At 72.6% G+C, this 8,595-nt stretch carries 7 protein-coding genes and 2 pseudogenes; 4 read left to right on the plus strand and 5 right to left on the minus strand.

Annotated features, from left to right (window positions below; genetic code table 11):
* Positions 1 to 657: pseudogene (locus HCJ92_RS19505) on the plus strand (hypothetical protein); the annotation flags it as partial.
* Positions 658 to 829: 172 nt separating this feature from the next.
* Here the strand turns inward: HCJ92_RS19505 and HCJ92_RS19510 are convergent.
* Both HCJ92_RS19510 and HCJ92_RS19515 read right to left on the minus strand, forming a co-directional pair.
* Positions 830 to 1,669: a hypothetical protein gene (locus tag HCJ92_RS19510; RefSeq protein WP_167934921.1), complete on the minus strand. Its 840-nt coding sequence runs from the start codon at positions 1,667 to 1,669 to the stop codon at positions 830 to 832.
* Between the two features lie 542 nt (positions 1,670 to 2,211).
* Positions 2,212 to 2,745, minus strand: a complete 534-nt coding sequence (locus HCJ92_RS19515) for an NUDIX hydrolase (RefSeq protein ID WP_167934922.1) — start codon at positions 2,743 to 2,745, stop codon at positions 2,212 to 2,214.
* Positions 2,746 to 2,969: 224 nt separating this feature from the next.
* Between HCJ92_RS19515 and HCJ92_RS19525 the strand changes: the two are divergent.
* Positions 2,970 to 3,318 (plus strand): annotated as a pseudogene (locus tag HCJ92_RS19525) (NUDIX hydrolase).
* 46 nt (positions 3,319 to 3,364) lie between these two features.
* Here HCJ92_RS19525 and thiC read toward each other — a convergent pair.
* Positions 3,365 to 5,230, minus strand: coding sequence for a phosphomethylpyrimidine synthase ThiC (thiC, locus tag HCJ92_RS19530; protein ID WP_167934923.1), 1,866 nt, complete (start codon positions 5,228 to 5,230; stop codon positions 3,365 to 3,367).
* Between the two features lie 213 nt (positions 5,231 to 5,443).
* Here thiC and HCJ92_RS19535 point away from each other — a divergent pair, with 213 nt between their 5' ends.
* Positions 5,444 to 6,898, plus strand: a complete 1,455-nt coding sequence (locus tag HCJ92_RS19535; RefSeq protein ID WP_338054268.1) for a YibE/F family protein — start codon at positions 5,444 to 5,446, stop codon at positions 6,896 to 6,898.
* A gap of 98 nt (positions 6,899 to 6,996) precedes the next feature.
* On the opposite strand, the gene HCJ92_RS19540 is transcribed toward HCJ92_RS19535, so the two are convergent.
* Together HCJ92_RS19540 and HCJ92_RS19545 are read right to left on the minus strand one after the other, a co-directional pair.
* Complete coding sequence (locus HCJ92_RS19540) at positions 6,997 to 7,209, minus strand: DUF5326 family protein (RefSeq protein WP_167934924.1); 213 nt, start codon at positions 7,207 to 7,209, stop codon at positions 6,997 to 6,999.
* Between the two features lie 564 nt (positions 7,210 to 7,773).
* The gene (locus HCJ92_RS19545) at positions 7,774 to 8,091 is read right to left on the minus strand and encodes a cupin domain-containing protein (protein ID WP_167934925.1); all 318 of its coding nucleotides are present in this window, start codon (positions 8,089 to 8,091) and stop codon (positions 7,774 to 7,776) included.
* Positions 8,092 to 8,142: 51 nt separating this feature from the next.
* Between HCJ92_RS19545 and HCJ92_RS19550 the strand changes: the two genes are divergently transcribed.
* Positions 8,143 to 8,514, plus strand: a complete 372-nt coding sequence (locus HCJ92_RS19550) for a phage holin family protein (RefSeq protein ID WP_167934926.1) — start codon at positions 8,143 to 8,145, stop codon at positions 8,512 to 8,514.
* The last annotated feature ends 81 nt before the right edge of the window (positions 8,515 to 8,595 follow it).

Here is an 8,595-nt window from a genome sequence, read left to right on the forward strand (position 1 = left end):
GCCCGGACCGGCCCGGGTCGGCGCTACGATCGCCGCCGGGCGGCCCGGCAGACCGCCGAGGCGGCGGAGCCGCGTGCGGAGGGGCTGCGTGCGGAGCGGCTGCGCGACGCCACCGGGGCGCTGCGCGACCTGGTCGCCGCCCAGGAGCGTTCCTCCCGCGCCCTGGCGCGCATCGCCGAGGCGTTGGAGCGCTTCTCCGGCCGCCCGACCGCGCCCGAGGACCCCTTCTGCCGGACCGCCGGCACGCCCCGGGTGCCGCTGCGCGGCTGGTCCCCGGCCTCCGTCGGGCATCTCGGCACGCCGTCCGCCGCCGAGCCGAGGTCGCCCCAGGCAGGGGGCGGGGCGGTCGCGGACACCCGCGCCACGGCGCCGACACCGGCGACCCCGGGCCCGCTCACCCCGGAGGCGCGGCGCCTGTTCACGCGCTGGCGTGCCCGGCTCACCGTCACCGACGACATCTGGACCGTCGCCCGGGTCCTCGCCGAGGATCTGGCGGCGCACGGCGAGGCCCGGCGCTCCACCGCCGAACTCGCGCGCCTGTGCCACCTCAGCGAGCGTCGGGTCGCCGACAGCGTGCTGTTCCTGCTGCGTCGCAACGCCATCCGCCAGGCGGGGACCGCCTTCGACGGGACAGCGGTCTACGTGCTCTCGCGCTGAGCGCCCAGCGGGGGCGGGACCGCCGTTGCCCGCCCGCCGTCGGTGGGCGACCGCCCCGGTGCGGCGGGACGGGGCGGGGCGGGAACCGGTGACGCAGGTGCCTCGGGACGCACCCCGGCCCCCGGCGCGGGGGCGCCGGGGGCCGGTGGGGTGAGGCCGGTGGGGCCGGGTGTCAGCCTCGGAAGACCATGGTGCACACCAGCGTCTCGCCGCCGTTGACGGTCCAGTGCCAGTACGAGGTGGCGTCGTTCTCGCTGCGGGCGCAGGCGCCCGAGGTGACCTCCTCCGGTGCGGGCAGCACGCCGGTGATGTGCATGACCTGGTTCCACGGCGCGGGCGTGGAGTCGGAGGCGCAGTCCACCAGGCTCATCAGGTTGCCGTCGACGATGCGGCCGTCCTCGCCGTCCTGGTCCTGCTCGGCGAGCATGCAGTGGCCGACGCGGAACTGGCGGTTGAGGCACAGCACGATCTGCTCGCCGCCGGGCGCGGTGTGCGGCCAGTGCATCTCGCCCGGGCCGGTCGGGCAGGACTCGATCGAGCTCTCCACCGAGGTGACGGCCATCAACCCCTCGCCGGCCTCGCAGTCGGCCTTCCAGGGCAGGTCGGTGCTCCAGTCCGCGCCGTCGTGGAAGAGAGTCAGGCAGTCGCCCGGGCGCACGTCGCGGAACGCGTCGGTGGTGGGGTCGCCGGGGCCGCTCGTCGAGACGTCGACGCCGTCGTCGGCGGGGACGCCGAAGCCGCCGCCCGCGCCCAGGCCTCCGGGGCCGCCGGCGCCGCCGGGGAGTCGGAAGTCCTCCAGGCCGTCCAGCCCGAGTTCACCGGTGGCCGCCACGCCGGCACGGTCGTCCGAGCCGGTCCGCGCGTCAGCGGTGAACGCGACCGCCAGCGAGGCGATCAGCAGCACGACCAGCGCGATCGCCCAGGGCACCGGCGACGCGCGAGAGGTGGGGGGCAGCGGTGGCGGCGTGGGTCCGCCCTGCCACCCCGGTTGCCAGGGCTGCCCGCCGCTCATGCCGACTCTCCCGTGCCCGCGAACATCCGCACTCACCTGCCGTGATCCGGTAACACCATACGACCTGTCCAGGAGTCGCCTACCCGACTGCGGTGCTCCTGCACGTATCGTCCCGGTCGGCCGGTGTGCGACGCCAACCGGGGCCGCCCTGGGACGGGTTGCGGCGCCGCTCACGCGCCGGGTCGCCGGCGCCCGGGGCGCGTGCGGCGCCGCGACGAACCTCGATGCCGATGCCGGCACCGTCCACAGCCGACTCGGCGAGGCCGCGACCGCACCCCTCGGCGCCGACGCCGTGCGGCGGTCGAACAGCGCCGACCCGAGAGGGTGCGCATCCCACGCGTTCAGGCGGGCCCGGACGCAACGCCGACCGGGCAGGCCGGACCAGGCGTGCCGGACGGCGGCGGACGCACCGGAGCCCGCTTCCTCGGTCGGAGCGGGTGGCCGGGTACCTGCGCGAGTCCTACGACGAGCCGGCCCGTACCGGCGGGAGCCCGTGGGACCGGCCTTCGCGTCACGGCTGCGGGAGTGCCCTACCGCTCGGGTCAGCGCGTCCCGGCGTCCATGAGCACGTACAGCAGGCCGACGAGCGAGCCACTGCTGACGATCTCGCGGCGGTCGATCATGGCTCGGATGTCCGCCAGCGCGATCCATTCGATCCGGTCGGATTCGTTCTTCTCGGTGGGAGGGCCGACGTACGTGGCGCCGTCGGCACGGAACAGGTGGTGCTGCGAGTCGGTGATCCCGCTCGCCGGCTCCGCGTAGATGAGCGGCCTCATCGCCCCGGGCCGCCAACCGGTCTCCTCCAGGGTTTCTCGTGCGGCGGCGTCCGCGGGGCTCTCGCCGTCCTCGACCAGGCCCATGGGCAGTTCCCACGCCCATGCGTCGGTGACGAAGCGGTGCCGCCACATCATCAGGATCTCCTGCTCGTCGTTGATCACGGCGGCCACGGCCAGGTGCCGGAGCTTGACGACGTGGTACTCCAGGCGGCGCCCGTCCGGCTGCTCCACATCGGTCAACCACAGGTTGACCCACGGGTTCTCATAGATCGGACGTTCCCCGTGGATCTTCCACTGCATCGCTACTGCCCCTCTCGATCGACGCCCAGCATCCCGGAGGAGGCCCCGTTGCCGGGCCGGACCACCTCGACGTCGAAATTGACGATGGCCGGTGCTTCCGCCCAGGCCGCAGGGCCCCCCAAGCGAGTCCGGATCAGCGGCCAGGGCGGCATGTTCGACACTGGTGCCGGAAGCTTCGACGCGGTCTGGTCCACGGCGACGCCCGTACGGCACGAGGAGTGACCATGGCACGGACCGAGTACTACGACGATCCGGATGCGCCCGTGCCGAACAGCATGGTGGTCGCAGCCTCAGCGGTCGTCACCGGCGAGCAGGGGCGCATCCTGCTGCAGCGCCGACGCGACAACGGCCTCTGGGCCCTCCCCGGCGGAGGCATGGAGCTCACCGACTCGCTCCCCCTTCAACGCCTGCTTCACCGCGCGCATCGTCGGCGGGCGACCGGCGATCTCCGAGGCGTCCACGGAGCTGCGCTTCGTCCCTCCGGACCAGCTGGACCACCTGCCGATCCACCACACGCAGCGACTCGGACTGCGCCACTTCCTGGACCACCGCGACCAGCCCTGTCTCGGCTGACCGACGGCGCCATCGGGGCGCCGTCGGTCAGCCGCCTTCGCGCGGCTCAGTCGGTCAGCGGCAGGTAGACGCGGTTGCCGGAGGCCGCGAACTCCTGCGACTTCTCCAGCATTCCGGCCTCGATCTCCTCGGGTGTGGCGTTCACGCCGCCGCCGAACCGTTCGTTGATGTCGCGGCTGATCTTCATGGAGCAGAACTTCGGGCCGCACATCGAGCAGAAGTGCGCGGTCTTGGCGGGCTCGGACGGCAGGGTCTCGTCGTGGAAGGCCCGCGCGGTGTCCGGGTCGAGCGCCAGGTTGAACTGGTCCTCCCAGCGGAACTCGAACCGGGCGTCGGAGAGCGCGTCGTCCCACGCCTGCGCGCCGGGGTGGCCCTTGGCCAGATCGGCGGCGTGGGCGGCGATCTTGTAGGTGATCACGCCGGTCTTCACGTCGTCCCGGTCCGGCAGCCCCAGATGCTCCTTGGGGGTGACGTAGCAGAGCATCGCCGTGCCCCACCAGCCGATCATCGCCGCGCCGATGCCGGAGGTGATGTGGTCGTACCCGGGCGCGATGTCCGTGGTCAGCGGCCCCAGCGTGTAGAACGGCGCCCCGTCGCAGATCTCCTGCTGGAGGTCGATGTTCTCCTTGATCTTGTGCATCGGGACGTGCCCCGGGCCCTCGACCATGGTCTGGACGTCCATCGCCCGCGCGACGCGCGTCAGCTCGCCCAGCGTGCGCAACTCCGCGAACTGCGCCTCGTCGTTGGCGTCGGCGATCGAGCCGGGCCGCAGCCCGTCACCCAGCGAGTAGGTGATGTCGTACGCGCGCAGGATCTCGCACAGCTCCTCGAAGTGCGTGTACAGAAAGCTCTCCTGATGGTGCGCGAGGCACCAGGCGGCCATGATGGAGCCGCCGCGCGACACGATCCCCGTCTTGCGACGCGCGGTCAGCGGGACGTACCGCAGCAGCACCCCGGCGTGGACCGTCATGTAGTCCACGCCCTGCTCGGCCTGTTCCACGACCGTGTCCCGGTAGACCTCCCAGCTCAGCTCCTCCGCCCTGCCGCCGACCTTCTCCAGCGCCTGGTAGAGCGGCACCGTGCCGATCGGGACGGGCGAGTTGCGGAGCACCCACTCCCGGGTGGTGTGGATGTTGCGGCCGGTCGAGAGGTCCATGACGGTGTCGGCGCCCCAGCGGGTGGCCCAGCTCATCTTCTCCACCTCCTCCTCGATGGAGGAGGTCACGGCGGAGTTGCCGATGTTGGCGTTGACCTTGACCAGGAAGTTCCTGCCGATGGCCATCGGCTCGGACTCGGGGTGGTTCACGTTCGCCGGCAGTACCGCGCGCCCGGTCGCGATCTCGTCCCGCACGAACGTCGGGTCGACGTTCTCGCGGACGGCGACGTACTCCATCTCCGGAGTGACGACCCCGCCTCGGGCGTAGGCGAGTTGGGTCACCGCCACGCCCTCGCGTGCCCGGCGCGGCAGCCGCGGCCCGCCGGGGAAGACGGCGTCCAGGTTGTCCAACCCACCGCCGCCCGGTGCGGCCCGCCGGACGCCGTCGTCCTCGGGGCGGGGTGCCCGACCGGGGTACTCCTCGGTGTCGTCGCGCTCGGCGATCCAGCCGTGCCGCAACGGGTCCAGACCGCGGCGTACGTCGGTGGTGAGGTGCGGGTCGGTGTACGGGCCGGAGGTGTCGTACAGGGTGACGTGGCGTCCGTCTGTGAGATGGACGCGGCGGACGGGGACCCGCAGGTCCGGCCGTGAGCCGGTGAGGTACCCCTTGTGCCAGCCGGGCGCCGGCGTGGCCGTGGCCGGGGCTTCGTGGTCGGCGACGGGTCGGTCCGCGGCGGCCGGTGTGCCCGGTGCGGACGGTGTCGTCGGGTCGGTCGCGGCCCGGTGGGCGCGCGCGTGTGCGTCGTGCGAGGTCATGAGACCCACTCCCTACGCCGGCATTACCCGGTACAGGTTCAGCGGTCGGCGCAGCTGTCGGCTGCCGTGGCCCCTCGGCCCGGTCGTTGCCGGTCAGCGCCCTCTCAGCCCCGTGCTCGGAGCTCCCGCGACGTCAGATGTGCGGCACCCACGGTAGCGGCACACCGCGAGCTGTGACCAGGGCGCGCCACTTTCTCTTGCGATGATCCCCTGGTGACATCTCATCGGGACGACCCCTACGACGCCCACGACCATCCGCACGGCCACACCCACCAGCACGGACCGGCGGCGCCCGTCTCCGGGCGGCTGCGCAAGGTCATCACCGCTGTGCTGCTGCCGTTCGCCGCGGTGATGGTGGGCGGCATGGTGCTGCTGTGGCCGGGGGGTGTCCCCGACCAGCAGGAGCGGAGCGGGGTCGGCTACGACCGGCAGGTGGAGAACGCCCGCGTCTCGGACGTGCGTGAGGAGCCCTGCGACGACCTCGGCGTCGCCGTGCCGCAGGGCGTGCGCGGCGCGTGCGAGGTGGCGACGGTCGAGGTCACCAGCGGCGACCACGTGGGGCGGACCTTCGAGGAGGTCGTGCCGCCGGACGCCACCCAGCGGTTCGAGACCGGGCAGGGCGTCAAGGTCGCCTACGCGCCGGACGCGCCCGAGGAACTCCAGTACTCCGTCTACGACGTGGAGCGGTCGGTGCCGATCATGGTGCTGGCGCTGGTCTTCGCGGTGGTGGTCGTCGCGATCGGACGGCTGCGCGGACTGCTGGCCCTCGTCGGCCTGGTGGTCACCTTCGGGGTGCTGACGCTGTTCATCCTCCCGGCCATCCTCCAGGGCTCCAACCCGCTGCTGGTCGCGGTGTTCGGCGGCAGCGTGATCATGCTGGTGACGCTGTACCTGGTGCACGGGGTCACGGCGCGGACCTCGGTGGCGATCCTCGGCACGTTGATCTCGCTGGTGATGATCGGCGTACTGGGTTCGCTGTTCACCAGCTGGGCCAGGCTCAGCGGCAACACGGACGACCAGACCGGCCTCGTCCACGCGCTCTACCCCGACATCGAGATCCAGGGGCTGCTGCTCGCCAGTATCCTGATCGGTTCGCTGGGCGTGCTCGACGATGTGACGGTCACCCAGACCTCGGCCATCTGGGAGCTGAAACAGGCCGATCCGCGCGCCGGGTGGGTGAAGCTCTACGCGGCCGGCATGCGGATCGGGCGGGACCACATCGCGTCCGTGGTCAACACGCTGGTGCTGGCGTACGCGGGCGCCGCGCTGCCGCTGCTGCTGCTGTTCACCATCGCCCAGCAGTCGGTGGGGACGGTGGCGTTCAGCGAACTCGTCGCCGAGGAGATCGTCCGTACGCTCATCGGCTCGATCGGGCTGGTCGCCTCGGTGCCGATCACGACCGTGCTGGCGGCGCTGGTGGTCAGTGCCGACAAGGACGGAGGGGTGCTGCCCTCGGGTGAGGGGGGCCCGGCGGGCGACGGCGGTCCCACGGGCCAGGGCCCGGACGGTTGGGGGCCGCCGGGCGGTCACGGTCCGGCCGGTCAGGGCCCGGGCAGCCAGGGGGGTGGCGTGCCACCGACGGATGGCGGGCACGGCGGCGGGTTGCTCGGCCGGGGGCTTCCGGGTGGGCGCGGCGGCGGGGGCCGTCGGCGGCGCGCCAAGCGGTGAGTGACCGCCGGTGGGGGCGCCGCCGGGTGGTCGGTCCGGCGTCGCCGTCCGGCGGCGGAGGGGTGGGGCCGCCGCCCGGCGGCCCCTGCGGCGTGCGGTTACCAGTCCCCGGCGGACTTCGAGGAGCCGGAGAACCTCCGCACCAGGTAGATCAGCAGCGCCACCACGGCGACGAACAGCAGGATCTTGAAGAGCAGACCGATCACCCAGGTGAGGACCGAGGCGATCATGCCGCCGAAGATGACCAGCGCGACCACGGGGATGGCGATCCAGCGCACCCACCATGGCAGTGTCATGAACGCGTCCTTCATGGTCTCTGGCTCCTAACAGCTGGGACCGCGGCAGTACGGGGGGTGCGGTCCGACCGACTTCTCCGGCCACCGCACACGGGACGGTGACCCCTCCCGGTACCGGTCGCGCCGGCGGATTCGCCCGGCCACCAGCCGGTTACCACCGGGCTCGTACCGATGCTAAGCGCGACCTCACGTCGACGGGAGGCCGGTCGCCCCCCGCTTCGCCCTGACCGATCCCCTACGGGTTCCGCTCCCCGGCCCCGGACCCCACCGCCGATTGCGGGCGGCGATGTCCGGGACCGACCGGTCCGCGCGAGTGGCACCCGCGAGGCGGTACCGGTCGTGCGGCGACGGGGTCGATCAGGGCGCCGCACGGGGCGCTGACCAGCGGTGCGGCGGACACTCGACCGGCGCCCCGCCGTACGCTCCGGGGCGCGCGGCAGGGCGCTCGAACGCCACACGCAGCGACCCGTGCTGCGACACGCCCGACCCCGGGTATGGCGTGGGTCGCACCGCTCACGCGGCCCGGACCGCTCCGGCAGCCACCGCCCGCGGGGCGCCCCGAAGGGCGCGCCGAGCCCCTCAGCCCTCCGGCGGGGAGAAGATCACCATCACGCGCAGATCCTCGGTGATGTGATGGAAACGGTGCGGCACACGGGCGGGCACGAACACCACGCTGCCCCGTCCCACCTGCGTCGTTTCCTCCCCGACGGTGATCGAGGCGCGCCCGCTCACCACCAGGTAGATCTCGTCCTGCTCATGTGGCCCCTGCGGGTCCTGGGCCCCCGCGTCGAGGGCGTAGAGCCCGGCCGACATCGTCCGCTCCCGCAGGAAGCGCAGATACGCCCCCTCGTTCGCGGCTCGCTCCGCCTCCAGCTGATCCAGCCGGAAAGCCTTCATCCGCCCACGCCCCTTGCCCTGAGACCGCCGTCTTCTGGAACGATCTCGTGTATGACGAGCATCCTTATCAAGTTCATCGCCAACGCTGCCGCACTCGCCGTCGCGGTCTGGCTGTTGGATGACATCACCCTCGGCGACGAGGGCGCAACCACTGGCAGTCAGGCCCTGACCCTCGCGCTCGTGGCGTTCATCTTCGGCCTGGTGAACCTCATCGTGAAGCCGATCGTCAGGCTCCTCTCGCTGCCGCTCCTGCTCCTGACGCTCGGGCTGTTCAGCCTGGTCATCAACGCCCTGATGCTGATGCTCACCAGCTGGATCGCGGGCGACGCCTTCCACGTGGACGGCTTCTGGACGGCGGTGCTCGGCGGTCTGATCGTCGGCCTCGTCTCCTGGGCCGTCAGTGCGGCGTTCGACCGGGACTGACCGGCCGGACGCCCGGCCCGGCCGACAACGGCCGGACCGGTGGCCGAGACCCGCGGCCCGTGGCGCCCGGCGCCACGGGCC

The sequence above is a fragment of the Streptomyces spiramenti genome, from assembly GCF_012034385.1.
Lineage (GTDB): Bacteria > Actinomycetota > Actinomycetes > Streptomycetales > Streptomycetaceae > Streptomyces > Streptomyces spiramenti.

Bases quoted from the DNA above. Each gene is read 5' to 3' on its own strand.
- HCJ92_RS19510 (WP_167934921.1), bottom strand. From the start codon at position 1,669: ATGAGCGGCGGGCAGCCCTGGCAACCGGGGTGGCAGGGCGGACCCACG.
- HCJ92_RS19515 (WP_167934922.1), bottom strand. From the start codon at position 2,745: ATGCAGTGGAAGATCCACGGGGAACGTCCGATCTATGAGAACCCGTGG.
- thiC (WP_167934923.1), bottom strand. From the start codon at position 5,230: ATGACCTCGCACGACGCACACGCGCGCGCCCACCGGGCCGCGACCGAC.
- HCJ92_RS19540 (WP_167934924.1), bottom strand. From the start codon at position 7,209: ATGAAGGACGCGTTCATGACACTGCCATGGTGGGTGCGCTGGATCGCC.
- HCJ92_RS19545 (WP_167934925.1), bottom strand. From the start codon at position 8,091: ATGAAGGCTTTCCGGCTGGATCAGCTGGAGGCGGAGCGAGCCGCGAAC.
- HCJ92_RS19550 (WP_167934926.1), top strand. From the start codon at position 8,143: ATGACGAGCATCCTTATCAAGTTCATCGCCAACGCTGCCGCACTCGCC.